We start from the raw sequence: 25,188 nt of genomic DNA on the forward strand, positions 1-25,188 counted from the left end.
TGTACTGGAAGGAAAGGGGTGGAGAGATACGATGGAATTACAGCAGGACTTGATTCCTCATAAAAAAACAATCGGCGCCTTAGATCACGCCGTTTTTTTATGCATGGTATTTTGTTTCTGGTTTTCAGGCTATATTTACGTTCCTGTATTCAGCCTGTATTTGGAGGATCTGCACTTTTCATATGGCGCAATCGGCATCATTCTCGGCAGCTACGGGGTCACGCAAATCCTTCTGCGATTCCCGCTCGGCCTTTTGTCAGACATCCTGTTTTCCTTGCGCAAGCAATTGTTAATTGCCGGGTTCGGCTTTTCTGTCCTCAGCAGCCTGCTTTTTCTGATGTTTGATTCTTTCTTCTTCGTGCTGGCCGCCCGGCTGTTCGCGGGAATCACTGCTTCTATGTGGGTGATGGCGACCATTTTATACGCACATTATTTCAACAATGGCAATGCATCAAAAGCAATGGGCATCATGCAGTTTTTTACCGTCATGCCTCAGTTTGCCAGCATTGTGTTCTGCGGGCTCGCCGCAGCCCATTTAGGGAGGCAGGTTCCTTTTTGGATGGCGCTGGCAGCTTCTGCCGCAGGTCTGGTGATCTGCTGCTTTATTAAGGATCCGTCTGCTCCTCCCGCAAACCGTGACATTCGTGTCAATCAGTACATCAAAGATACATTGCGGCTGCCAAAGCTGAAGCTTTTCACCATCCTGTCTATGACGGCCCATGCCGTATTATTTATGACAGTGTTTGGTTTTACGCCGCTTTACATGAATCAGCTCGGAATGGGCGACGCGGAGCTGCTTTGGGTGATGAGCGCCTTTTTCCTCCCACACGCAGCCGCCACATTAAGCTTTGTGTTTCTGCGCTTTACAAGCCGTATCGCTTACTCCGTGATGCTCATTAGTTTCGCTGTCACCGGGGTCTGTTTGCTATATGTTCCTTTTTCAGCTGCATTGTTCACGGTTTGCATCACACACGCCTGTATCGGACTGGCGCTCGGCTTCGTTTTTCCTCTGCTGCTAAGCCATGTCGTCGAAATCAGTTCTGCCCGTTTAAAAATGTCAGTGATGGGGTTTTATCAATCATTTTATGCGCTAGGCATCTTCCTCGGGCCCCTTCTTGCCGGAAAAATCGCACAGCTTGTCGGGCTTGCGGGAGTTTTTTATGGAGCCGGGTCTCTGGCATTTGCCGCCTTTTTTGTGATGCTCGCGCAAAAACGTAACATGATCAATTAATAGCTTTCATACCGCCGGAAGCGCCACACAGAAAACACGGCCAGAAGCATGATGCACAGAATGGAGAAAGTGAGTGACCATCCGAAAAAACCTGCCCGCTCTCCATGAAGAAGGATATGCTCCGCCTGCTTGCAAATCTCAGCCGGAAGCCACTTCGCACCATCTGGAAATAGTGAAACAGCAAAGGAAACAGCTGCTGTGAGCCCGATCCCGCAAGCCGCAGCTGCTCCGACAGACCGGAATATCGTACTTCCGGCAAGGCCGGCGGTCACAATAAATATCACCCAAAGCGCGTAAAGGCCAAGGCTTGCGGCAAAGCGGCTGAATGATGCGTCCTCAAACAGCAGCCGGACGTAATAGTAAGCAAGCCCGTATCCAGCTGCAAACGACATAATGCCGATCACGCTTTGGATGAGCCATTTACTCACGATATAATGGGCTGCCGTCACAGGCCGTGACATAATCAGCGCTGTTACCCCTTGATTTCTTTCATTGGCTACACTGCCCATCACGCTAAAGATGACCAGAGCCATGCCAAGCGTGTTGAATTGAGAAAGCGTGCTGACCATCACTTCAGACCCGGAGGGCATCGTAAAACTGATTTTCATGCCGTCAGGAAGGTTCCCTCCATGTGCGATGATTTCCGGCATATAATAAATGGTCAGCGGCTGTGTCAGCCCGACGATCATCATCGCAATCGGCAGCCAAATCAGCTTGCCGCTTTTCCATCCTTCCAGCCACTCCTTCTGCAATAGCGCCGTCATCACCTTCATGCGTGCACCACCTTTAGATAGACGTCTTCTAGAGACTCCGTTTTCTGTTCAAAGCGGGTGACGGTCAATCCCTTTCGGATACAGTCACTTAATAATGACCGGCCAGCGTGTATATCAGGCAGCTCGAAAACCGCTTGGGACGGATTCTTATAGACAATAGCTGAGACGTAAGGCTTCTCTTCAAGCCAACCTTCCAGCTTCTCTTTCACTGAAAGGGTAAAAACGTTCGTTTGCTGCTGTTGTTTCAGCTCCTGTAACTCACCTTTCCATGAAATTTCACCGTTTTTCATAATCACCACTTGATCACACACCTGCTCTGCATCGTGCAAAACATGTGTAGAAAACAGAACGGCCATATGCTTTTTCAGCTCCCGCATCATGTCCAGCACCTCGAACCGCCCTGTCGGATCAAGAGCAGACACCGGTTCATCCAATATCAAAAACTTCGGTTTATGGAGCAGTGCCTGTGCCAGACCGAGTCTTTGTTTCATGCCTCCTGAATAGCCCCCGATCTTTTTGTGCGCCGCTTCGTGCAAACCCACAAATTCTAGCATCTCGCCGATTTCCTCTTGGCATTTTCTCTTCGAAAGGCCGGACAGTCTCCCCGCAAATGTCAAAAATTCATTTGCGGTCATCCAGGAATAAAAAGCTGGATACTGCGGGAGGTACCCAATCAAACGCCGATCCGGCTTTTTTTCTCCTAACAGCTTAATGTTTCCGGAGGTTGGCGAAAGCAGTCCGGCCAGCATTTGCAGAGTCGTGGTTTTGCCAGCTCCATTGGGACCTAATAGCGCGACACACTCGTTTTCATTCACGTGAAAACTGATATTCTTTACAGCTTCATGATGCCTGTACGATTTGCATAATGATTCAATAGACAGCATATCGGCTTACCTTTGCTTTCTGCCGACGGTGAAAAATAAAATCGGCCCGATAATATTGATACATACGATGATTGCAGCCCACATCCACTTTGGCCCGTTTGTCCGCTCTTCTTTTATACAGCTGATAAGGGCAAACACCGCCAAAGCCAGCTGTAATACAATCAGCGGCAAAATCATTTCCCAAGAAATATTCATTGCTTGATCCCCCTTTTCTTCCGATCCGGCCTAATGACAAAAAAGTAATAACAAATCAGAGGCATCGGTGCTTGAATCAATCCGACAATCCCCCAAACCCATGCCATGCGATTACGTTTTTTCGCATCAATAAATAAAAAGATTCCCTGCGCCAATACGATGAGACAAGCCGCAACCGTTATGATAATTTCTGTTTGTGTCATCCGCGTTTCACCTCGCATTCGCCGAGATGCCTTTTTTTCTCAGCCGCAATCAAAATCGGCAGCACCGCAAGCACACAAACCTGAAGCACAATAAACACAGCAGGAACTTGAGTGAAAGCTAAGATTGCAGCACTCACAACCATCAGCGCGCAGAATACAAATAAAATGATCTCTTGAAGAAGTTTTTTTCTGTATTCAGCTTTCATTTGTGACAGCTGGTGAAGCAGTTCTTTTTGATTCGGTATAGAGGGATTGGCTGTTTGATCAATTTTTTTCCATTCTGACTTTAAATGATCAGAAAGCTTTTCTTTATTCATCGTCCCACTCCTTTCTGATTTGCTGGAGCCCTTTATGAACTCTGGACTTTACAGTGCCTTCTTTGATTTGAAGCATCACCCCGATTTCAGCGTAGGTATAGCCGTAGTAATGCCTTAATAAAACCGGTGTGCGCAGTTTAGGGTCCAGCTTTGAAAACAGATCGAGCGTTTCGCTCCACTCTGCCCCTTTCGCCGACACGTCCCACTTGATCTTGCGGATTGTTTCCTCCGTAACTGTCTGATTCCGTTTCCATTCTCTCTTTCTCTTTTTCTGGTGATCGAGATAGAGCCGCGATGCAATGGAGATCAGCCATGTGGAGAATTTTGAACGGCCCTGAAAGCTTCTTAAATGGATGTACCCTTTCAGAAAGGTTTCCTGAACAAGTTCCTCGCTGAGATCGGGGTGAAGGGAAAGCTTTAACAAGTATTTATATAAGAAAGAATAGTGATAGTGGAAAAGGGCTGTAAACGCCTCGTCGTTTCCCTCTTTCGCCTGCTGGATCAGCCGCTGTTCTTCATGTGTATCCAATGACCGTGATCCCCCCTTTTTTGTTTTTCTGCCTTATGAGACGACACCGGATTCAAAAGCGTTCATCTTTTTTACAATTCTTTTCAGCCATTGACAGATCAGGCTTCCCGGCCGTTTGGCTGCATATCCTTATTTGTAAACCCCCTTATAGTCTGTTAAGCTATGACTTTATGTCGATTTCAAAAAAACATCCAATATGGAGGACGATGCATTGAAAGTAGAAAGGCGAACGATTGAATATATTCCGAATGAAGAAAGACATGGTAAAGCGAAAGATTTATTTCCCGTATGGTTCGGGGCTAATATGCATATCACCACGTTAGTGACCGGCACGATTCCCGTTGCAATGGGACTTAATCTGTTTTGGAGTGTTGCCGCTATTATTTGCGGAACCTTAATCGGTGCCATATTTATGGCGTCTCATTCCGCGCAAGGCCCTCAGCTAGGCATCCCGCAAATGATTCAAAGCCGTGCCCAATTCGGCGTAATCGGAGCGATTCTTCCCCTCTTCTTAGTCATGTTTATCTACCTTGGTTTCTTCGCAAGCAGCACGATTCTGGCGGCCGGAACCTTAAGCAGCTTTGTCCCCATCCCGGGATCATGGAGCATTATAGGCTTAAGCGCCGTATGTTTTTTACTCACCATTTTCGGCCATGATTTGATTCACAAAATGCAAAAAATCCTTTCTTGGACCTCTTTTGCTGTATTTTTTGCTGCAACGATTCTCATTTTTCAATTGCCGATTCCGGCAGGCAGCTGGATTCCCGGAGCGATTGATCTGCCAATTTTCTTGGTGGCAGTCAGCGCAGTTGCGACGTGGCAGCTTGCCTACGCGCCGTATGTTGCCGATTATTCAAGATATCTGCCAGTTAAAACACCGGCTTCAAAAACATTTTGGTACAGCTATGCAGGTACATCTGTCAGCTCCATCTGGATGATGCTGCTCGGCGCATTGCTGACAACCTCACTTCCTGACTTTACGGCAAACTCAGGCAGCCAGATTGTCCAATTGTTCGGTCCCTTCTCGTTTATTATGCTGATCATTGTGTTATTTGGGCAAATGGCAATCAATGTTTTTAACCTGTATGGGGCCTTCATGTCCACGACAACAACGCTGGAGCCGTTTCTGAAATTAAAAGTCACGCCCAAAGTCAGAATCATCATGATCCTGGGTGTCACGCTTGTCGGCACAGTCTTAAGCCTACTGGGACAGAGCAATTTTATGGAGCTGTTTTTGAATTTTATCTTTTTCATCAGTTATTTCTTAATTCCGTGGACGGCAATCAATTTAGTCGATTACTACTTCGTTCGCCACGGAAAGTATCAAGTCAAAGCCATGTTCGACGTAAACGGGCCTTATGGAAAGGTCAATTGGATCACCACAATTGCGTTCGTTCTGTCTATCTTGCTGGAAATTCCGTTTATCAACACAAGCTTTTACATCGGACCGCTTGCCAAAATGTTTGGCGGCGGAGACATCGCATGGATTATCGGCTTGGCCGTGCCTTCTGTGCTTTACTATGTATTAATGAAACCGCGTCTGAAAAAACGGGCGGGGTATCAAGAAAAGCTGTCTTCTCTCTGAAGACAGCTTTTTTATCATTCAAATCGTTTCCACACGCGGGGCAGGATGTCAGATAGCTCATGAGCGAGCAACGTATGAGCGGAGTGCTCGTCCGTCCAGAGCTCGGCGCACGCACCATGCAAATAGACCGCGTTTAATATGGCGTGCTTTGGATCTTCATGGCAGCAGAGCATCCCCAATATCATGCCCGTCAGCGTGTCACCGGTTCCGCCCTTGGCGAGCGCCCCGTTTCCGGTTGGATTGAGCCAGCAGTCTCCATCAGGAAACGCGATGACGGTTTGGTTTCCTTTTAACACAATGACAGTCTGCAGCTGAGCCGCCCATTCCTTTGCATATTCCGCTCTTTTTTTCTGCAATTCGTTCACGGGCACCCCTGTCATTCGGAAAAACTCGCCCGGGTGCGGCGTGAGGATGACGGGGGCCTCCCGTTTCGGATATGTGCGCTTCGCCAGCGCTCCGGCATCCAAAATAACAGGACAATCAGCCGCAAGCACATGATCGACTGCCTGCTGTACGCTTTCCGTTTGCGGAAGGCCCGGTCCGATGGCAATGGCCCGGTACGTCTCTTCAAGCTGAGCATCCGCCGCCTTTTTCCAGCCGTCACGCCAATAGGTCGCCTCGGGCAAAACAGGAACAATTAGCGGGATTACGCTTTCTGATGTACCGATGACAAGCTTGCCGAGACCGCTCCGCATGGCCCCAAGCCCTGCAAGCAGCGCTGCCCCCGGCATGTCGTCACTTCCAGCCAGCAGCAAAGCCGTACCGTACGTGCCTTTATGGCTCTCCGCATCTCTTTCAGGAAGCGTGGCCCTTACATGCTCTTCCGTCCAATATGGAACATTCATCTCTATCCCTCCTCTGCTTTCTTTTCCTATTTTTCCTGTCCCTTTTCTTTTTCAAACAAAAAAGACAGCCTTTTAGGGCTGTCTTCTATTTTACAGGAACATCAAGGTGATACAGGCGGCTGTACCGTTCGTTTGCCGCCAGAAGCTCCTCATGGGTTCCTTCCATTTCTGTTTTGCCGTTTTCGAGAAATACGATTTTATCAGCCGCTTCCACTCCCGCGAGATGGTGGGTAATCCATAAAATCGTTTTTCCTTTCAGCACCTCAAACACCGTTTCCATCAATTCACGTTCGGTAATAGGATCGAGGCCGACTGTTGGCTCATCGAGGATGATGATCGGTGTATCCTGCAGCAAAATCCTCGCAAGTGCGATCCGTTGGCGCTCTCCACCGGAAAAACGGATGCCGGTTTCTTGTACAGAGGTATGATATCCATCAGGCAATGACTCAATGTAGTCATGCAGCTTGACCTGCTTTGCGGCGCGGCGCACATCCTCGTCGCTTGCTTCTCCGTTTCCGAGCCTGATGTTGTTCAAAATGCTTGTATCAAACAGGTGCGGTTTTTGATTTAACACGGCCACCGCATCCGCAATCTGATCCTTTAACAGCGCTGTCTCCACTCCGTTTAACGTCACAGAACCGGAGTCCGGTTTCAAGGCGCCTTCGATTAATGCAAGCGATGTTGATTTCCCAGAGCCGCTTCGGCCGAGCAGCGCCATTTTTTCTCCTTGGCGCAGCGTAAAGGAAAAGTTGTGCAGCACTTGGCTGCTGTTGTCATAAGAAAACGTCACATCACGAAAGGCCAAGGTGACATCTTGAAGATCGAGCATTTGATCCCCTGATTCAGTTTGTGACGCCTCCAGCTGAGGAGCCACCTTGTTCATGCGTCTGATAGAATCCTGATAGCCCGGCACTTCGCCTAAGGCATCCGAAAGCGGCAAAAAGGCTTCCGTCAACGGAAACACCACTAGCACAAAAGCGGCAATCATCGTTTTAGCGAGCTCGCCGTCCGCTTGCTGTCCCGCTGTCCAAAACAGCATCAGCAAAATAAGGCCAGCGACAAGGCATTGCGCAGCAAAGTCCCGCCATCTTGTAAAGCGTTGTTTTTTCCGTTCAAGCTCAAACCAATCATGTTCCTCTTTTTCATAAGCATCAATAAAAGCATGCCGGCGTCCGCTGAACATCCAGTCACTGACACCCATCACAGCATCTGTCAGACGGCTGTACAGCACATTCCGTCCGCTTTTCAGCTTCGCATTCTTCGCTCTCGTCACGAGCAAAGACACAACCGGAAACAATACAACAAGAACAAACAAATACAGCGCAAGCAATATGGCAAACGGCCAAGAGAAGAAGCCGAGCGCTATCACTGACACAGCATACAGGAGCAAGGCTGAGATCGCAGGAAAAATCGTTTTTAAGAATGCATCCTGCAAATGCTCAATATCCTCAGACAAAATGCCGAGCATATCCCCCGTGCGAAAACGGGAACGCAGCATCAAAGCACCCGGCTCAAGCATATTGTAAAGGCGGACGCGCATGTCGGATACGATTTTCAAAATGATGTGATGCCCGACGAGCCGTTCCACATATCGTGACACAGACCGCGCAATCCCAAAGGTGCGCACAGCGACAATCGGCACATAAATGAGCAGAATGTTTTCCGGCCTTGTCGCCGCTTTAGAAATCAAAAAACCTGAGGTGAACATGAGAAAAGCAGCAGAAAAAATCGTCACCGCGCCCAAAAAGATAACCAGAACAAACAGGCGGGCATTTTGCTTGATATACGGCAAAATCCATTCTTCTTTCTTCATGCTCTTTCCCCCAGTTGTGCCTTCACGAGTTTGGTATACACACCGTTTTTCTCCAGCAGTTCATTGTGAGTCCCGATTTCCGCAACCCTGCCTCTGTCCAGCACGATAATTTCGTCCATATCGAGCATCCAGTGAAGGCGGTGAGTCGCGAGAAAGACGAGCTTATCCTCAAATAAATCCAGCATCGTTTCTTTTATTTCATATTCTGTTTCGATATCAAGATGGGCGGTCGGCTCATCCAGCAGCAGGATCGGACGGTTTCCCAAAAAGGCGCGGGCCAGCGCGACACGCTGTGCCTGGCCGCCGCTGAGCGCCCGGCCGCCTTCCCCGATCCGCCCCTCTAATCCTTCAGAAAGGTTATCCACCAGCTCCGCCAGTCCCGCCGCCGCAGCAGCACGGGCTGTATCCTCTGCCGAAGCGCTTGGATGGTAGAAGCAAATGTTGTTCCCAAGCTTGTCATCAAAAATGTACGGATGCTGAGGGATGTAAAGAAGGTTCTTCTGCCAGCTGCTGTCCTGCAAATGGGACCGGCTTGTACCATTAACCTCAATCATCCCGCCATCCGGCTCTAAAAATCCGCCGAGAATATCAATTAATGTTGATTTTCCGGCACCGCTTGCACCGATAATGCCGATTTTTTTCTTGCCCTTAAATGAGAGATGAATATCAAACACCGAACGGCCGACTGACACGCCTGACAGCTTCAGCTCATCCTGATCGGACCAATCCTCGAGCTGAAGCGGTGTCTCTTCTTTAAAACCAGGCTGCGACAAAATCTCTTGAATGGTTTTTCCTGCTTCCTGGCCGTTCAGCGTTGCATGATAATCATTCCCCACTTCCCGCACCGGCAAAAAATACTCAGGCGCCAGAATAAGCGCCGTTAAAGCAGGGCCAAGCAAAATATCGCCGTCAATAAGGCGCAGGCCCAGAAATACTGCGACTGTCGCCACCGACAGCATCGTGAAAAAATCGAGGGCGAATGATGACAAAAACGCCACCCGGAGTGTGCTCATCGTTGCCTTGCGATACCGCTCACTCACATAGAAAATATTTTTGCTGTGTGACTTGCTCAAACCTAGGAAACGCAATGTCTCCAGCCCGCGAAGAGAATCAACAAAATGATTGGAAAGTCTCTGATAGGATTTCCACTGACGATCCGCTTTTCTCTGCGCGACAAGGCCGAGGAGAATCATAAAGATGATCAGAATCGGCATAGCCGCCACTAAAATGATGGCTGATGTGCGATCCTGAAAAAACACATAAATGACAACCGCCGCAGGCACAATCGCCATGCTGACCATTTTCGGCAGAAACAGCTCCAGGTAGCGGCGGAACTGGCTGATGCCTTCCATCGCCAGCGTCACCATTTGCCCCGTCCCTTCTTTCTTTGCAAAGCGGGGGCCTAATCGGAACAGCTGATCAAGAAAACTTTTTCTCAAATCTGCTCCTGTCCGGGCGGCGTATTGATAGACGATTTTCTGCCGCGCCACCGTCACCCCGTGCCGGGCGATAAAAGCGATGAGGAAAAAGCCGATCACCGGAAAAAGGGAGGTAATGCCCTTCCCGTTGAACAGTCCGGTTACGGCCTCACTCAGCCACTCTGCCTGCATAATAATGGCGGCTGTCTGAATCAGCGTTAAACAAGTAATCACGGTGAGAATCCGCTTCATTCCTTTATATCGAAACAGGTCTTTTCCCATTAATAAGTCATAGGCTCCTTATGGCTGACGCGCTTCCGGAAGACATAATAGCTCCAGATCTGGCTGCCGATGACGAACGGCAATAGCGTTAATGCTGCAATTGACATGACTTTAAGCGAATAATCTCCGGAAGAAGCGTTAGCTACTGTTAAATCGTATGCGCTATGAAGCGAGCTGACCATTACGCGAGGGAATAGGGAAATAAAGATCATTCCCACGGTCAGCGCCAGACCAGCGCCTGTCATCCCAAATGTCCAGCCGTCTTTTTTCTTACGAATAAATACAGCCGCGAGCATAAAGCAGATGACAATCAAAACAGCGAGCGGAATGGTAATCTCGCCGCGGCGTGTAAACATGTCTGTCTGATACGCAGAAAGGGCCGCGAAGGCAAGAACCGCTACAAAAACAACACCCATTATCTTTTGCGCCATTTTCCGGGCGCGGTTTTGCAAATCACCAATCGTACGCAGCGTGATAAACATTAATCCATGCTGGAAGCAAAGAAGTGTTACCGTCACACCGCCAAGTATAGAATATACATTGATATAATCAGATACATGTGCGTGAATGTTCATGTCGGCATCAATCGGCATCCCGCAGAATAATGTCGTGAACAGCACACCAAGCACAAACGGAGGAATCAGACTGCCGAAGAAAACGACCCAGTCCCAAACCTTTACCCATTTTAAATGATCCACCTTGCCGCGGAACTCAAACGCGACCCCGCGGCCCATTAACGCAAGCAGCACTATGACAAACGGAATGTAATAACCGCTCAGCATCGTTGCATACCAGTTTGGGAATGCCGCGAAAATGGCGCCTGCGCCAGTCAAAAGCCACACTTCATTCGCGTCCCAGAACGGCCCGATCGTGTTGATCAGCACTCTGCGTTCTAATTCATTATGGCCAAGAAAACGGGTCGCCATGCCGACCCCGAAATCAAAGCCCTCCAAAAAGAAGAATCCTACAAACAATACAGCAACGAGTATAAACCAAAGATCATGAAGAGATGCCATGGTATACCTCCTGACTAAATGGATCTGTTGATACAGGAACATCATGATGATCACTATGCTCCGCACCTTTTTTAATCTCACGGATAAACAAGAAGACAAGCAGTGCACCAAGAATCATGTACATCACACCGAATGCGATGATTGAGAATAACAAGGAGCCCGCTGTTACGTTAGGTGACACAGATTGAGCGGTTGTCATTAACCCCATAACCGTCCAAGGCTGACGTCCGATTTCTGTCATAATCCAGCCCGCGGAGTTCGCAAGAAACGGGAAGGAAATCAACGCGATCATGATGCGCAAATACCATTTGCTGTTTTCAAGCTTTTTACGGCGGTTTAACCAAAGGCCGCCTAACGCAGCAAGAATCATGACAACACCTGCTCCTACCATGATGCGGAAGCTCCAGAATGTCGTTTTCACTGGCGGAATGTAGTCGCCTTTTCCGTATATTTTTTCGTACTCAGCCTGAAGGGTTTTCATCCCTTTGACACTTCCGCTGAATTTCTGATAAGCCAAGTAGCTCAAGGCATAAGGAACTTTGATTTCATTTGAGCTTTTTTCATTTTTTGTATCGATCGTCGCAAAAGCGGTCCAAGCAGCAGGGTCACCGCTGTCTTCCCATAGACCTTCACTGGCAGCCATTTTCATCGGCTGTGATTCCATCAAGTGCTCAGCCTGCATGTGTCCGCTAAGGCCGACGCCAAGACCGGCACAAAGGCCGACGATCATTGCGAGTTTAAAAGATTGCTTAAAGAACGGCACTTCTTTTTTCTTCAGCAGTTTAAAAGCACTCACTCCGGCAATAAAGAAAGCTCCAGTGGCAAGCGCACCGAAAATAACGTGCGGGAATTCAACCCAAAGCTGAGGGTTTGTAATCAACGCGCCAAAATCATTCATTTCCGCGCGGCCGTTTTTGATCGTAAAACCGACCGGCTCCTGCATAAAGGAGTTTGCTGTTAAAATCCAGAAAGATGACATGATCGTTCCGAATGATACGAGCCATATGCAGAGCGCGTGAATTTTCTTCGGCAGGCGGTCCCAGCCAAAAATCCATAATCCGATAAAAATAGATTCCATGAAAAACGCCAATAATGCTTCAATCGCAAGCGGAGCGCCAAATACATCTCCGACAAAACGGGAGTAATCTGACCAGTTCAGTCCAAACTGGAATTCTTGCAAAATCCCCGTTACAACACCGACTGCGAAATTTATTAAGAATAAGTGTCCCCAAAACTTTGCCATTTTGAGATACAGCTCATTTTTCTTTACAAGATAAAGAGTCTCCATCAACGCAACCATAAACACAAGCCCGATAGACATCGGCACAAACAAGAAGTGAAACAACGTTGTTGATGCAAATTGTATGCGGGCTAATACCAATTCACTCATGCTTTCTCCTCCATTTCCGGTTAAAACTGTTAATTTGCTCACTACTTCACAAATAGAACCGAGACTTTGATCAGTAATTCACAAAATAGACGAAAAAAATATTGTTCAATATTTCACAAACGTGTCAAAAAGTCGTCCAATATGAGGCAAGATTGCCAGACTGACCAAATGACACAATCTCTGACTGGTTCATATTAAGTACTTTACAACGATTCATTTCAAAAATAAAGCCTAAAATACCTAAAAAGTCCCGCACTATGTGACGGATTTTTGTCTATTTTGTTGCTTATTTATGTCGGCTGCTAGGATAAATGACCCTTTATTATCGTACATCAACACATCGTTCCTTGCGAACAAAATGCTTGCCCTGCACCAGCACTCGTTTCTCCGCACTCCGTCATAAACAGATTTTAGGCAGGATGCCTCTTTTCATTTGAACCGGCAAGTGGAGAAAAGTTGAATAGTAAATTTTTAATATATTAATAATTTCAATTTTTTAGTATACTTAACATAGTGAACAATTTCACTGCATCAAGAATAGGGGAGGTTTTTCAATGGGAGAGCTTCAAACACACATGCAATTGCAAACGGATACAATTCACGAAGGGGTTCGAAAAGAGAATTGGTTTGCGAAAGCCATGAATATAAAAGTAGGCATCATACCGCTTCCTGTGTATGCCTTGCTGTTTATATTAATCACTGTTTTTGTTATGCATCACGATGTAAAAAGTGACATTTTGACATCCATTGCCGTCATGGCGTTTTTCGGATTTACCTTTGCCCAAATCGGCAAATCGATACCGATTGTTCGTTCTATCGGCGGCCCGGCCATCTTAGCTACTTTTATTCCGTCCGCTGTCGTGTACTATCACCTGCTGCCTAATGATATCGTCAAATCCACCACAGAATTTACAGAAAACTCAAACTTTCTATATTTGTTTATCGCCGGTATTGTCGTCGGAAGCATTCTCGGCATGAAAAGAGAAACACTCGTAAAAGCATTCATGAAAATCTTTATTCCGCTTATTGTCGGTTCTGTCACAGCCGCTATTGTCGGACTGGCTGTCGGGACATTGCTCGGACTCGGATTTCAGCATACCCTGCTGTACATTGTCATTCCGATCATGGCTGGAGGAGTCGGAGAAGGCGCTATCCCGCTGTCCATCGGATATTCTGACATCATGCCCATTTCTCAAGGGGAAGCGTTTGCACTTGTTCTGCCATCGATTATGCTGGGCAGCTTATGCGCGATTATTCTAGCGGGATTGCTGAACCGAATCGGAAAGAAAAAACCGGAATGGACAGGCAACGGCAAAGTGGACCGCTCCGAAGAAGAGTCCCCTGCGCTGGGGGAATCACAAAGCGGACAACAAATGTTCAACCTTTCTTTATTTGCGTCAGGCGGTATCCTTGCTGTTTCTTTATACTTAGTCGGCATGCTCGCTCACGATTTTTTCGGTTTTCCGGCACCCGTTGCCATGCTGTTACTGGCTGTTCTAATCAAGCTGTTCAGATTGGTGCCTGCCTCAATTGAAAATGGCGCGTTTGGAGTGTCCCGCTTCTTTTCAACAGCTGTGACCTACCCGCTTCTCTTTGCGATTGGGGTATCCATGACGCCGTGGGACAAGCTTGTCGCCGCTTTTAACCTCAGCAATATTATTACGATTCTGTCTGTCGTTGTGACCATGATGGCCGTTGGCTTCTTCACTGGAAAATGGCTGAACATGTATCCGATTGAAACCGCCATAATCAATGCGTGTCATTCTGGGCAAGGCGGCACGGGTGACGTTGCCATTTTAAGCGCGGCGGAAAGGCTTGAGCTAATGCCTTTCGCCCAAGTGTCTACCCGCATCGGGGGCGCGATTACAGTATCCTTAACCTTATTGCTGCTGCACCAATTTTATTGATACACCTCGGAGCAAGTTCTTCGGAAAACGAAAGAGCTTGCTTTTTTGCATGTCCGTGTTTTTGCAAGTTCCCATCCCATGCTATAGTAATAGTTGGAAATACTAGATAGAAAGGAATCTGGCATGCCTATGGGAACTCATCTATTTCTCTTTATGCTTCTCGGGCTTGGATTTTATTTGATATCAGCCCTGGCTGCAAAACTCATTCCGGCCATAGACTTCTGGATTGATATTGTTCTATGGGTCGGCGCTGCAGTTTACATCTTCTCTCATCTCTCATTCATGGACGGCATTGTCTCAATCGCGACAATGTTCTACTGCTATTGGACCGCAATGGATCTCATTGTTTCAGAGCGTGCGGAAAAACCTTCGGGAGACTGGCAGGAGATCGAGCTGGCCAGAAACAAAACACGCCTCCTGTCAGACATTGCACTGACCGCCGTTGTGTTTGCGGGCGCTGTCATTTTTTTCATCTATGGACCTGACCCAAGCCCCCTCAAATATGTAATCCTTTTCGGCATGATCTCCGGCGGAGGGGCACTGGTAAAGCGTATACTGAATGTTTTCAGCGTAAAGGTTTTTTATTCAGCTGCCTTAGAAAAATTGCATATCAGCTCACACTATGAAACCCGTACATACCCGCTTTCCGATTTGAAGGATATTCAGCTTGAATCAACGGCAGATCTCTTAAAGCTTCATCCGCTTCTGACGATGTATTCATCCCGTTTAGATTTGACAACAAGCTTTCAGCAAGTCATTAAACTGTCTCTTCCCGGCGAAACACTGTTTCTGACGGTGAAGGAACCGCAAAAATGGAAAACAATTCTCCAGGAATACACAGATGCAGAAAACAATGTGGACAATGTGATTTCTGTTTTGCCGTTTTATCATAGAAAAAATGTGAAGCGGCTGCTCGGGAAGCTTTATTTTGCCGCCAGCGTAAAAGGGGTATCCGCTTACGCCTTATTGGTGCTCGCGTTATACGCATTACACGCCTCTCCATGGGTCATGGCTGTTGCCGTAATCCTATATTGGGTATTCAACATGTATATGTCAGACCGTGTGTTACGGGCGGCAATGGACGCCAAGCCTTGTCATCATCCGCATGTACAGGCAGCGGCCGATAAGATTTTCCGATCGGCCGGCATTTCCCATGTCCGCATATACGAAACGGAGAGTGATGATTACAACGGAATGGCAGTAGGCATGAATGTCGGGAGGTCAATGGTCATCCTAACAAGCGCCACACTAACACTTCCACAGCGTGTCATTGAAGGCATTCTGGCCCATGAGGCGATTCATATCAAAAAACGTGACGTTCTGTCATCACAGCTTTTGCGTTTTCTATATCTTGGAGCTGTCGTTGGAATTTTCCTCTTATTTGAGCAGCATATCACCCATCCCGAGGCCCACAAAATTGCGCTTTGGGCTTTCATTATGGCAATCATTATCCTGTTCCAGCTCTATCAATCCTTTTGTTCACAATGGATGGAGGTGCGTGCTGACAACCTTGGCGCATCATTGCTGGGGGGCGGTTACAAACAAATGGCTGAAGCCTTGAGAATCTTGGCGGTTCGGCAGGATGAGGACATACAGAAACAAAGTGCCTACAGCTCTGAAGCAGGTGAAGACGAGCTTCAAATTGATTCTCTCACCCGTGATAAAAGCTGGTTTTTCAGATTGATTGATTTTCAGTTCGCTCCTCATCCCCCTATGTATTGGCGTGTCGGCACTTTATTGTCAAACAAAGGACATGGGGTGCTGAAGCGCTGGCTCAGAGACCGCCTGAAAGAATCGATCACTTTGAAATGAAACCGGTCAGCGTTTCATCCGTATAACAGATTTGGTGAAAAAAGGGAGTGACGCGAAGTGATTGTGATCATCTTATTGTTTATATCTATTATTGTTTTTCTTTCAGTCATTCAGCCGCAGCCATCGGAAAATAAAAGCCGCCAGCAGGCGGACAGCGGGTATTTCGGTTATTCAGACAACGGCTCACACCATGATGGATGCAGCAGTGACGGAGGTTTCAGCGATTCCGGCTGTGGCGGCGGAGGGGGCGGCGATTAAACGCCGCCTTTTTTTATTTCATTGATTCGATGTACGCACCAAAAGCCGAGCCTGACATGCCTGGGGACACGCGCACACGATGGAGGGCATACATTCCCTGGTCTCTTGAAGCCACGCCCGGTTCTGTCGTCACGCCCATTTGATAGCCTGTTTTTTCAGCGGTCTTCAGCGTCTCCTCATTGTAGCGCCCTACCGGATAGCTAATGAGGGAGGTTTGCTGATGAAACATGTTGTCGAACAGCTTTTTCGAATCAGCCATCTCGCTTTGCTGCTGTTGAGGCGTTAATCCGTTCAGCTCAAGGTGGTCAATCGTATGGCTTTCAATCGATATGCCGTGCTGTGCCATTTCCTTCATTTGTTCCTCTGTCAGATGGTGCTTATGTCCGATCGATTTGCCGATCATAAAAATCGTTGCCTTCATCCCGTACTTTTTCAGCACCGGATACGCATCTTGATAATTGTCGGTGTACCCGTCATCAAATGTGATCAATACGCATTTCTCACTCGGTTTTTTATCCTGCGTCAGCATGAGATATGCCTCTTTCGGTGTTAATGTCTGATAGCCGTTATCATGAAGCCACTTCATATGCGCCTCGAATTCTTTCTTTGGCACACGGAGGCTGTTTCCTGAAGAAATGCTGTGGTACATCAAAATCGGCAGCTTTGCCGGTTTCTCTGTTTTGATCCATGCGGATGTATCGTCTTCTTTTTTCTGAACTTGTACTGCCTTTTTTTCCGGTTTCTTTTGTTCCGCTTTTGGCATCGGCTGCTCTGCATTCGCCTCTTGATCAGCGCAAGCCGCAAGAGCCAAACAGCTGCCCAAAAGAAAGATGCTTAAAAACAATCGTTTCATCGTTCTCCTGCTTTCTGTCTATTTCTTCCTCCTTTTTCATCGGTTTGATTCTGAGATTTTCAATAGCAAAAAACCGGACATGTCTCCATGTCCGGTTTTTTTGATCTTATCGGATTCTCACTTCTGTCTCACTGTCAAAGAAATGGCCTTTATTCATATCAAATGCAACCGTCAGTTCATCGCCCGATTGAATATCGAGGCGGGCGTCGATCCGCGCAATAAAGTCTTGGTTGTCGATCTGCGAATAAATCATGATTTCAGAACCGAGCAGCTCTGCAACATTGATCTTCGCCTTAATCGAAGAGTTCTTATATGATTCGACGACAATCAATTCATCATGTATATCCTCAGGACGGATGCCAAAGATGACCTCTTTGCCGATGTAGCCTTTTTCACGCAGCACTTTCATTTTTCCTTCCGGGACGGTTAATGCCGCAGAACCGATTTTGATTAAGCCATCCGTGAGCTTCCCTTTGAAAAAGTTCATCGCCGGTGATCCGATAAACCCGCCGACAAAGACGTTTTCAGGGAATTCATAAACATCCTTCGGCGTCCCGATTTGCTGAATTTTCCCATCTTTCATGACTACAATCCGTGTCGCCATCGTCAGCGCTTCTGTCTGGTCATGTGTCACATAAATCGTTGTAGTTTGCAGTCTCTGGTGGAGCTTAATGATTTCCGCCCGCATTTGCACCCTCAGCTTCGCGTCTAGGTTTGACAAAGGCTCATCCATCAGGAACACCTTTGCATCCCGCACGATTGCCCGGCCCAGCGCAACACGCTGTCTCTGACCGCCTGACAGCGCTTTCGGTTTACGGTGCAAATATTCCTCAAGCCCGAGAATTTTAGCGGCTTCTTCTACTCTTTTTTTGATTTCAGGCTTCGGCATTTTCCGAAGCTTGAGCCCGAACGCGATATTATCGTAGACCGTCATATGCGGATAGAGCGCGTAGTTCTGAAATACCATCGCGATATCCCTGTCCTTTGGCGCTACATCATTGACCCGTTTTCCTTCAATATAAAAATCGCCTTTCGAAATTTCTTCAAGTCCTGCGACCATTCGCAGCGTCGTTGATTTCCCGCAGCCGGACGGGCCGACGAATACGATAAATTCCTTATCGGCAATATGAAGGTTAAAGTCATCAACCGCCGGTTCCTTTTGATCATAAAATTTATAAATATGCTCCATCCGCAATTCAGCCATCTAACATCCCCCTTTGTTATTGTAAACGCTTTCTTATATTGAGTGTAACAGCAATTCCCTCTCGCTAAAATGGGCAGCGTTCATAAAATCACCCAGCCATTTTTCGTGCATATTTCCAATTTATTCTGAACTTTCATTTTGCAGGCAGATAAAATAGGCAAGAAGCGCGCCTTTGTACGATTTGATATCTATCCCTGACCGCTCAATAAATTTATCAATCCGATATTGCAGGCTGTTGCGATGCAGATGCAGCTTTTTCGCTGTTAATGTGACGTTTGAGTTGTTTTCAATAAACAGCTTAATGGTCTTCCTTAGCTCAGCTTCACTTCCAAATAAAAGCTCAGCTTCTTCAGAGAGCAGCGTTTCCAGTTTTTCTTTTTCTGTTTCTAATAATAGAAAAGGAAAGATCATCTCAAAGGTCACACTCTGCATCTGAGGCAGCCGTTTTTCAGCAAACAGGAAATACGCCTGTTCACGAGCATAATGTTTTCGCAGACACTCATCCGGCTCGTAAAATCTTCCGGCGTAAAAACGGACACTGAAGTAGAAATCACTTTCAAGAACCTTTGCGAGCGATTCCAGTTCGCCCTTCTCCGCCGCCGCTTCACTTTCCTGCTCGACAATCACGCCTCTGTCCTCATGGATCCACACAATCACAAAAGACACCGGCCAAAAATGGCGAACCGCTTCCGTAAAGGACGTCCTTTCTATTTTGCCGAACAAATGAAAGTGAACAAATCTCGTCCGTTTCTTTATGTACGCCGGCAATTCCCCTCTGGAAAAAAGGAACGAAAACCACTTGTTTTCCTCAGGTGATTTCATAGACATTTGATTGCCCTCATCCGCAGGCGTCAAAAATGCCTGCAGCACCAATACTTCTTTTTCACTGATCTCTGTTTTCGGAATGGAGATATATCTCTGATTGCTCTCATCAAAAAAACATAGACAGCCTTCCCTTATGCAAAGCTCCTCAGACACAATCGAACCGGGATAAATAGCCAGCAGCGATTTCATAGAGTCTCCTCTCTTATGTAAGGATCTGTATATTCAGTATAAGGCGAAACACACATGTTCTCCACTAAAAAAGAGTATATCCGGTATAGATAGACGAGAAACTGAAAGGGAAACCTCATTCGTTTACATATTGGCTTCAGCGGAAATAGAAGAAGACATGCAGGACCAAAGGAGGGTCATCTTATGAGTTTCGAAACGTTAAACAAAAGTTTTATCAACGGAAAATGGACTGGGGGAGAAAGCGGACGTACGGAGGACATTTTGAATCCGTATGACCAGTCTGTGATCACAACAGCATCTTTGGCAACGGGCAAACAGCTTGAGGATGCGTTTGACATTGCACAGAAAGCCCAAAAAGATTGGGCCAAGAGCACGACGGAAGACCGAAAAGCCGTGCTGCAAAAAGCGCGCGGCTATTTACACGAAAACCGTGATGACATCATTATGATGATCGCCCGCGAAACTGGCGGAACGATCATTAAATCAACAATCGAGCTGGAACAAACGATTGCGATTTTAGATGAAGCCATGACGTATACTGGTGAATTAGGCGGCGTCAAAGAGGTGCCATCCGACATTGAAGGGAAAACCAATAAGATTTACCGCCTTCCGCTTGGTGTCATTTCATCGATTTCTCCATTTAATTTCCCAATGAATCTATCCATGAGATCCATTGCGCCCGCAATTGCGCTGGGTAACAGCGTTGTTCACAAGCCTGATATCCAAACTGCTATTTCCGGCGGGACCATCATTGCGAAAGCGTTTGAACACGCCGGTCTTCCTGCCGGTGTCCTTAACGTCATGCTGACGGATGTAAAGGAAATCGGGGACGGCATGCTCACCAATCCAATCCCGAGATTAATCAGCTTTACAGGATCAACAGCAGTCGGGCGCCACATCGGTGAAATCGCCGGGCGTGCCTTCAAACGAATGGCACTTGAGCTCGGCGGCAACAATCCATTTGCCGTTCTTTCAGATGCGGATGTCGATCGTGCTGTGGATGCCGCGATTTTCGGAAAATTTATTCACCAGGGACAAATCTGTATGATTATCAACAGGATCATCGTTCATCAAGATGTATACGATGAGTTTGTAGAAAAGTTCACCGCCCGTGTCAAACAGCTTCCGTACGGCGATCAAACCGATCCGAAAACCGTTGTCGGCCCGCTGATTAACGAGCGCCAAATCGAGAAAGCGCTGGAGATCATTGAGCAGGCAAAGACAGACGGCATTGAGCTTGCGGTTGAAGGAAAACGCGTCGGAAACGTGCTGACGCCGTACGTCTTTGTCGGTGCGGACAACAACAGCAAAATTGCCCAAACGGAGCTGTTTGCCCCAATCGCAACCATTATTAAAGCTGGCAGCGACCAGGAAGCGATTGACATGGCAAATGATACTGAATACGGCCTCAGCTCTGCGGTTTTCACTTCTGATTTAGAAAAAGGCGAAAAGTTCGCCCTGCAAATTGACAGCGGCATGACCCATGTCAACGACCAGTCCGTCAATGATTCGCCGAATATTGCCTTTGGCGGCAACAAAGCAAGCGGTGTCGGCCGTTTCGGCAATCCGTGGGTCGTCGAGGAATTTACCGTGACGAAATGGATTTCGATACAGAAGCAATACCGCAAATATCCGTTCTAAATGAAAAAATCCCTCTGTTTCAAGTACAGAGGGATTTTTCTTTATTTAGATATATCCACAAACCCTTCGCCAAACACATCGCGTACGTCATGTACGATCACAAACGCTTTTTTGTCGCAGCTTCTAATGATTTTTTTCAGCATAGACAGCTCCTGTTTGTTAATGACGATATACAAAATCTCTTTTGACTGTCCCGTATAATTTCCCTTCCCTGATAAAATCGTCACGCCCCGATCCATCAAGGTATTTACCTGCTCTGCAATCTCACTCTTATTTTCTGAAATGACCGTAATGGCTTTTTTCGTATTCAAACCTTCAATAATGAAGTCCATCACTTTGGTACCGATATACAGCATCACGATCGTAAACATCATTTTTTCTGCACCAATAATAAAATAAGAGCTAAATACTACGATTAAATCAAAAAACAAGAGCGCATAGCTGATATTCCAATCTAAATATTTATTAGCAATTCTGGCCAAAATTGCGGAACCGGCTGTCGTCCCGCCGACCCGGATAATCATGCCGATCCCGACTCCCGCAAATACACCTGCGAAAATCGTATTAATGATCAATTCATCAGACGGAATGCTCCACCCATGTGTCAGATGAAGAAAAAGCGAATTTGCCGCAACCGCAATGATCGTATAAACCGTTGTTTTTCCATCCAGAAACTTGTAGCCGATTAAAAGCAAAAACGCATTTAAGATAAAGTTCGTGACACCAGGAGACCATTGAAACAGATAATACAATATCAGCGTAATCCCAGTGACTCCGCCTTCCCCAAGATCATTGGGAATCGCAAATAAATTAACCGCAAGCGCGAAGAAAAAAGCGCCAATCACAAGCATAAGTACATCCAACATTCTCTTTTTCATCACGAAAACACTCCTTCTCATTGTTCTGTTCTAGCAAATAAAAAAACCCAGGAGAACGCTCTCGAAAAAGAGCAGAAACTCCTGGGCTTTTATCCCACCGTGTCATAACAGCCAAGCTGCTATGTGTTTTCTCTCGGTCACAGTCCAATTTGCATTGCGGAACCCTAGAAAACCACTGTTTTTATCATATCCTTTTCACTTTCCAATATTAGCATTATAAGGGACGGTTCGAATTGGTTCAAGGGGTATTTACGGAGTTTTAATCGGTAAATTAATAGGAATAAAAAAGATGACTGCTGTTAATAAATGAAAAATTTGACCGATATGATACAAAGTACCTTTTTTAAGAAAAAACTAAAATAATATTTCTGATTTATCATTGACTACACAGAAATATATAGGCAAAATAGAATATATATTAAGCATTTAATTACATAGGAGGAAATATTATGTCAGGTAAACTAACACACTGTAAAGCTTGCGGTCAAGAGATTGCAAAGGGTGTTAAAAAATGTCCGAACTGCGGTAAAGACCAACGTAATTTTTTTATGAGACATAAAATCATTACGATCATTCTAGCGATAGTACTCATTATCATTATTGCAAACATTGGAAACAGCGGAGATTCTCAAGCTTCTACTACAACAACCAGCTCCGATTCTAAAAAGTCGACAAAAACAGTACAAAAGACCGATATAGAAAAACTATATACCAATGCCGATCAATTTAAAAATTATAAAGTTGATCTGTATGTAAAGGTTTTTGACGTTGAACAAGACGATGATGGTACATATCTCCAAGGCTACAATAATCCAGAAAAGTTAAGCAAAAATACGCTTATAATGAGCGACGACTCTGATTTAGACATTAAAGATGACGACATTATTCATGTAGTCGGTACGGTGAAAGACAAATATGATGGGGAAAACGCATTGGGCGGTTCCGTTTCAGCACCGAGAATCATTGCCGATTCCATCGAAAAAAGCGACTATGCAACAGCTTTTGCTCCTGCTAAAAAAACAATTAACGTGAATAAAACACAAAACCAGCACGGATTTGCACTCACGCTTCAAAAAGTTGAACTTGCTGAAAAAGAAACTCGCCTTTATGTAAAGATAGAAAACAAATCACAAGATGAAATCAGCTTTTATGACTTCAATGCCAAAATTACAGCTGATAATAAACAGATTGAGCCTAAATCTGACCTTTCTGAGTATCCTGAAATTCAAAGCGAAATCTTACCTGGGGTTAAAACTGAAGGGGTTATTGTTTTCCCTAAAATCGATAGCAAAACAGCTAACGTCATTTTAGAAGGATCTTCCGAAAACTATGATATTACAATCAATCCATTTACATTTGAAATAAACTTAGATCAATAAAAAGAAGGGCTAGGGAAAACCCTGCCCTTCTTTTTATGATTTTACACTCTTATACCCATTCACATTAGAAGACTGCCATCTCCAGGAATCAGCACACATTTCCTCAAGGCCGCGTTTCGCTTCCCAGCCCAGTTCCCGCTTGGCTTTCGCAGGATCTGCAAAGCATGTGGCGATGTCTCCCGGACGGCGGTCCGCAAAACGGTACGGAACCTCTTTCCCTGACACTTTTTCAAAGGCTTTGACCATTTCAAGCACGCTGTAGCCTGTGCCTGTTCCAAGGTTGTATGCATCGGCTCCTGTAGAGTTCAATACTTTTTCCAGCGCCTTGACGTGGCCTTCTGCGAGATCAACGACGTGAATATAATCGCGTACGCCTGTCCCGTCTTTTGTCGGATAGTCATTTCCGAATACGTTTAATTGCTCGAGCTTCCCGACTGCTACCTGTGCCACATACGGCATAAGGTTATTTGGGATTCCGTTCGGGTCTTCACCGATCCGTCCGCTTGGATGCGCGCCGAACGGGTTAAAGTAACGAAGCAGCGCAACGCTCCACTCATTGTCGGCTGTATGCAAATCACGCAATATTTGTTCAAGCATGAGCTTCGTCTGCCCATAAGGATTTGTCGCGCCTAATGGAAAGTCCTCCGTAATCGGCGATGTTTCCGGAACGCCGTACACTGTCGCAGATGAACTGAATACGATTTTCTTGACGCCGAATTTCTCCATGGCCTCGCATAAAATAAACGTTCCTGTCAGATTGTTATGATAATATTTGAGCGGAATCGCCACAGATTCACCGACTGCTTTTAACCCAGCAAAATGAATCACAGCTTCGATTTCATTTTCAGCAAAAACCTCATCTACCGCTTCCCGGTCCAATAAATCCGCTTCGTAGAACGTTAAATCTTTTCCCGTAATCTCCTTGACACGGTTCAGCGCTTCAGCCGAACTGTTAGACAGATTATCAAGAACAACAATCTCGTAGCCGCTGTTCAATAGTTCAACACATGTGTGGCTGCCAATGTACCCGGCACCGCCAGTAACAAGTATTGCCATGATGTAAACCCTCCTAAAAAATGACCTGTTATCATTATATAGTGTTTAGAACCGGTCCACATCCATTTTTAAGAAGTTTAATCGTTTATTAATAGTTTCTTCATATATTATCAGCATTTTCATACCTTTATGCAGCGAGCAAGTATAGCAGCTGAAAAATCAATCTGCCGGTTGACGTTTTTCTTTCCTATTTTCGCTATGCTTAATGCAGAAAGGATTTGATGACATGGCGATGAGCCCTTATATTTTTATTGTATTGATTCTTATTATTTTATCGATGTATCGAGAGAGAGCTGTCAGACCCGGGAAGTTGCTGATCATTCCGCTGCTGCTCTTATGGGGCGTATCTGCATCGTTTCAGCCGGCGTATTTTCATTCCGTATTACATGTGGCGATCAGCGGCATTTTATTACTGATCGGGCTGGTCTGCGGGTTTGGCATTGGAAAGATGGTAAACGTGCGGATTCACCCGGAAACCGGAAAGGTCACTTCACGCGGCTCCCTTGGAAGTGTTATTCTCATTCTAGTGATACTTTCTTTGCGTATGGCCGCGAGAACATGGCTGCCTGAGAGCAACGAGATGTTTATTGCCATTATTCATTCTATGTTCTTCATTCCTCTCGGCACCATCACAGCCCGTAACATCATGCTTTATAAAGCTTACAGACGGCTGACCGCTGGCAAAGTATCCATTCAATAACTGAA

General features: G+C 46.2%; 24 protein-coding genes and 1 riboswitch. Of the genes, 8 read left to right on the forward strand and 16 right to left on the reverse strand.

The features are described 5' to 3' along the window. Positions 1-31: 31 nt before the first annotated feature. Entirely contained in the window at positions 32-1,231 is a 1,200-nt protein-coding gene (locus CW370_RS12515) for an MFS transporter (RefSeq protein WP_029946213.1), read from the forward strand. On the opposite strand, the gene CW370_RS12520 is transcribed toward CW370_RS12515, so the two are convergent. The 6 genes from CW370_RS12520 to sigY are packed head-to-tail and all read right to left on the reverse strand — an operon-like array spanning position 1,228 to position 4,132. Beyond that, a complete protein-coding gene (locus tag CW370_RS12520; RefSeq protein ID WP_024573402.1) occupies positions 1,228-2,004 on the reverse strand; it encodes an ABC transporter permease in 777 nt (258 codons plus the stop codon). The two genes, CW370_RS12515 and CW370_RS12520, sit on opposite strands and share 4 nt — an antisense overlap. Then, positions 2,001-2,888: an ABC transporter ATP-binding protein gene (locus CW370_RS12525; RefSeq protein ID WP_024573403.1), complete on the reverse strand. Its 888-nt coding sequence runs from the start codon at positions 2,886-2,888 to the stop codon at positions 2,001-2,003. Before CW370_RS12525 ends, CW370_RS12520 begins: the two co-directional genes overlap by 4 nt. A 6-nt stretch (positions 2,889-2,894) precedes the next feature. Continuing rightward, entirely contained in the window at positions 2,895-3,083 is a 189-nt protein-coding gene (yxlE, locus tag CW370_RS12530) for a sigma Y negative regulator YxlE (protein WP_003227293.1), read from the reverse strand. Further along, a complete protein-coding gene (gene yxlD / locus CW370_RS12535) occupies positions 3,080-3,286 on the reverse strand; it encodes a sigma Y negative regulator YxlD (RefSeq protein ID WP_003227291.1) in 207 nt (68 codons plus the stop codon). The genes yxlE and yxlD overlap by 4 nt, the downstream gene beginning before the upstream one ends. Next, on the reverse strand, positions 3,283-3,603 hold the full coding sequence (locus CW370_RS12540; RefSeq protein ID WP_015714946.1) for a YxlC family protein: 321 nt from the start codon (positions 3,601-3,603) through the stop codon (positions 3,283-3,285). The genes yxlD and CW370_RS12540 overlap by 4 nt, the downstream gene beginning before the upstream one ends. After that, entirely contained in the window at positions 3,596-4,132 is a 537-nt protein-coding gene (gene sigY / locus CW370_RS12545; RefSeq protein WP_015250905.1) for an RNA polymerase sigma factor SigY, read from the reverse strand. Before sigY ends, CW370_RS12540 begins: the two co-directional genes overlap by 8 nt. Before the next feature lie 211 nt (positions 4,133-4,343). Between sigY and CW370_RS12550 the strand changes: the two genes are divergently transcribed. Further along, positions 4,344-5,717 (forward strand): cytosine permease, encoded by a 1,374-nt coding sequence (locus tag CW370_RS12550; RefSeq protein WP_003244111.1) that lies wholly within the window; start codon positions 4,344-4,346, stop codon positions 5,715-5,717. 14 nt (positions 5,718-5,731) lie between these two features. Here CW370_RS12550 and CW370_RS12555 read toward each other — a convergent pair whose 3' ends face one another. The 5 genes from CW370_RS12555 to cydA form a co-directional block, all read right to left on the reverse strand. Then, positions 5,732-6,562, reverse strand: a complete 831-nt coding sequence (locus CW370_RS12555; protein ID WP_024573404.1) for an NAD(P)H-hydrate dehydratase — start codon at positions 6,560-6,562, stop codon at positions 5,732-5,734. Between the two features lie 85 nt (positions 6,563-6,647). Beyond that, the gene (gene cydC / locus CW370_RS12560; RefSeq protein ID WP_015714948.1) at positions 6,648-8,375 is read right to left on the reverse strand and encodes a thiol reductant ABC exporter subunit CydC; all 1,728 of its coding nucleotides are present in this window, start codon (positions 8,373-8,375) and stop codon (positions 6,648-6,650) included. Beyond that, the gene (gene cydD, locus CW370_RS12565) at positions 8,372-10,075 is read right to left on the reverse strand and encodes a thiol reductant ABC exporter subunit CydD (protein WP_101169664.1); all 1,704 of its coding nucleotides are present in this window, start codon (positions 10,073-10,075) and stop codon (positions 8,372-8,374) included. The genes cydC and cydD overlap by 4 nt, the downstream gene beginning before the upstream one ends. Then, on the reverse strand, positions 10,075-11,091 hold the full coding sequence (gene cydB, locus CW370_RS12570) for a cytochrome d ubiquinol oxidase subunit II (RefSeq protein ID WP_101169665.1): 1,017 nt from the start codon (positions 11,089-11,091) through the stop codon (positions 10,075-10,077). The genes cydD and cydB overlap by 1 nt, the downstream gene beginning before the upstream one ends. Beyond that, complete coding sequence (gene cydA, locus CW370_RS12575) at positions 11,075-12,481, reverse strand: cytochrome ubiquinol oxidase subunit I (RefSeq protein ID WP_014481318.1); 1,407 nt, start codon at positions 12,479-12,481, stop codon at positions 11,075-11,077. The genes cydB and cydA overlap by 17 nt, the downstream gene beginning before the upstream one ends. A 554-nt stretch (positions 12,482-13,035) precedes the next feature. Between cydA and cimH the strand changes: the two genes are divergently transcribed. From cimH to CW370_RS12590, 3 genes are all read left to right on the forward strand, one after another. Further along, complete coding sequence (gene cimH, locus CW370_RS12580; protein ID WP_024571469.1) at positions 13,036-14,388, forward strand: citrate/malate transporter CimH; 1,353 nt, start codon at positions 13,036-13,038, stop codon at positions 14,386-14,388. 123 nt (positions 14,389-14,511) lie between these two features. After that, positions 14,512-16,200 (forward strand): M56 family metallopeptidase, encoded by a 1,689-nt coding sequence (locus CW370_RS12585; RefSeq protein ID WP_080262575.1) that lies wholly within the window; start codon positions 14,512-14,514, stop codon positions 16,198-16,200. A 57-nt stretch (positions 16,201-16,257) separates the two neighbouring features. Continuing rightward, positions 16,258-16,458, forward strand: coding sequence for a hypothetical protein (locus tag CW370_RS12590; RefSeq protein WP_024571471.1), 201 nt, complete (start codon positions 16,258-16,260; stop codon positions 16,456-16,458). A 13-nt stretch (positions 16,459-16,471) separates the two neighbouring features. On the opposite strand, the gene CW370_RS12595 is transcribed toward CW370_RS12590, so the two are convergent. The 3 genes from CW370_RS12595 to CW370_RS12605 form a co-directional block, all read right to left on the reverse strand. Continuing rightward, entirely contained in the window at positions 16,472-17,311 is an 840-nt protein-coding gene (locus tag CW370_RS12595) for a polysaccharide deacetylase family protein (protein WP_015714953.1), read from the reverse strand. A gap of 106 nt (positions 17,312-17,417) precedes the next feature. After that, the gene (gene msmX, locus CW370_RS12600; protein ID WP_003242648.1) at positions 17,418-18,515 is read right to left on the reverse strand and encodes a maltodextrin ABC transporter ATP-binding protein MsmX; all 1,098 of its coding nucleotides are present in this window, start codon (positions 18,513-18,515) and stop codon (positions 17,418-17,420) included. A gap of 120 nt (positions 18,516-18,635) precedes the next feature. Next, a complete protein-coding gene (locus CW370_RS12605) occupies positions 18,636-19,529 on the reverse strand; it encodes a PucR family transcriptional regulator (protein ID WP_024571472.1) in 894 nt (297 codons plus the stop codon). A gap of 183 nt (positions 19,530-19,712) precedes the next feature. Here CW370_RS12605 and CW370_RS12610 point away from each other — a divergent pair, with 183 nt between their 5' ends. Next, positions 19,713-21,170, forward strand: coding sequence for an aldehyde dehydrogenase family protein (locus CW370_RS12610; protein ID WP_024571473.1), 1,458 nt, complete (start codon positions 19,713-19,715; stop codon positions 21,168-21,170). Between the two features lie 41 nt (positions 21,171-21,211). On the opposite strand, the gene CW370_RS12615 is transcribed toward CW370_RS12610, so the two are convergent. Beyond that, on the reverse strand, positions 21,212-22,048 hold the full coding sequence (locus CW370_RS12615; protein WP_003242615.1) for a YitT family protein: 837 nt from the start codon (positions 22,046-22,048) through the stop codon (positions 21,212-21,214). Between the two features lie 76 nt (positions 22,049-22,124). After that, positions 22,125-22,227: riboswitch (guanidine-I (ykkC/yxkD leader) on the reverse strand. 270 nt (positions 22,228-22,497) lie between these two features. Here CW370_RS12615 and CW370_RS21820 point away from each other — a divergent pair. Continuing rightward, complete coding sequence (locus CW370_RS21820; RefSeq protein WP_024571474.1) at positions 22,498-23,427, forward strand: DUF4352 domain-containing protein; 930 nt, start codon at positions 22,498-22,500, stop codon at positions 23,425-23,427. A 33-nt stretch (positions 23,428-23,460) separates the two neighbouring features. Here the strand turns inward: CW370_RS21820 and galE are convergent, their stop codons facing one another. After that, positions 23,461-24,483 carry a UDP-glucose 4-epimerase GalE gene (gene galE, locus CW370_RS12630; RefSeq protein ID WP_101169667.1) on the reverse strand — a complete coding sequence of 341 codons (1,023 nt, stop codon included), beginning with the start codon at positions 24,481-24,483 and terminating at the stop codon, positions 23,461-23,463. A gap of 226 nt (positions 24,484-24,709) precedes the next feature. On the opposite strand from galE, the gene CW370_RS12635 reads away from it, so the two are divergent. Then, positions 24,710-25,183: a CcdC protein domain-containing protein gene (locus tag CW370_RS12635; protein ID WP_101169668.1), complete on the forward strand. Its 474-nt coding sequence runs from the start codon at positions 24,710-24,712 to the stop codon at positions 25,181-25,183. Positions 25,184-25,188 lie beyond the last annotated feature (5 nt).

This window comes from Bacillus sp. SN32 (genome assembly GCF_002837495.1).
In the GTDB taxonomy this organism is placed as follows: Bacteria; Bacillota; Bacilli; order Bacillales; family Bacillaceae; genus Bacillus; species Bacillus subtilis.